The following is a 951-nucleotide window of genomic DNA, read 5'->3' as shown; positions in this document are numbered from 1 at the left end:
CAGGCACTGGAAACACGCCCAACCACACTGAAAGTGGTTCGCTATACCTGTTCATAATGGTTAAAAATAAGGTGGTTGATTTAAACCACCTTAGCTTTATCTGCGTACTTATTATAAGGTCTTATAAAAACTGACATTGCGAAACTCTTTGGCTTCATCCAGATCAGGCCAGGTGGTTGCGCTGCGCTCATCAATCTTCATATATTTAGGGTGACTAAAGTTTTTAACCCGACTATCCGCTACCCAGACTTCTGGTGCGAATTTTAAAAACTCATCCAGAAAGAATCGGTTACACTGATCGTAAAGCACATCCGCAGCCAGCAAGACATCTACCTGTTCTGACTTGTACAAATCATCCAGATACTCAAGCTCGACATTATTTAGCAAGGCATTTTCACGACATGATTCCAAGCTAACCTGATCAATATCACAGCAGATGACCCGCTTTGCCCCTGCCATTTTTGCGGCAATCGCCACCACGCCTGAACCCGCCCCAAAATCCAGCACCACCTTGTCTTTAACATGATGCGGTTCTGCCAATAACCATTGCGCCATTGCTAGACCTGAGGCCCAACAGAAAATCCAGTATGGCGTTTCATTCCAGATACGGCGAATGACTTCATCATCCAGACGCTCAGTTGGGAAAACAGGTGGAATCAGCCATAGGGAAATTGGCGTCTCAGGAAGCTGTTGCGCCAATAAATCTGTATTTGGAATAACTTCATGCAACGCTTTCAGCAATTGCGCAGGTGCTTTGGCAAATTGAAAAGTACAGCTCATATTTCTTTAATTCTATACAATCCCCCTCTTTCATAAAGCATAGGTGTCTACATATCTGTAACCCCCTCCTACCCCCCCTTAAAAAGGTGGAGGAACATCATTTGAATCAAGACCTTATAAGATTCACAGGAAGTCTCCCCTTTTAAAGGGGAGATTTAGAGGGGTTAAAAA

At 43.8% G+C, this 951-nt stretch carries 1 protein-coding gene; it reads right to left on the bottom strand.

From position 1 onward, the window contains the following. Window positions 1–111: 111 nt before the first annotated feature. Complete coding sequence (locus tag B4H32_RS04725; RefSeq protein WP_004674906.1) at window positions 112–780, bottom strand: class I SAM-dependent methyltransferase; 669 nt, start codon at window positions 778–780, stop codon at window positions 112–114. Window positions 781–951: the final 171 nt, after the last annotated feature.

It is taken from the genome of Acinetobacter sp. UBA2063, assembly GCF_002333245.1.
In the GTDB taxonomy this organism is placed as follows: Bacteria; Pseudomonadota; Gammaproteobacteria; order Pseudomonadales; family Moraxellaceae; genus Acinetobacter; species Acinetobacter parvus.
The sequence above is the reverse complement of the archived record's forward strand: the minus strand, read 5'-3'. Positions and strand labels throughout refer to the sequence as shown.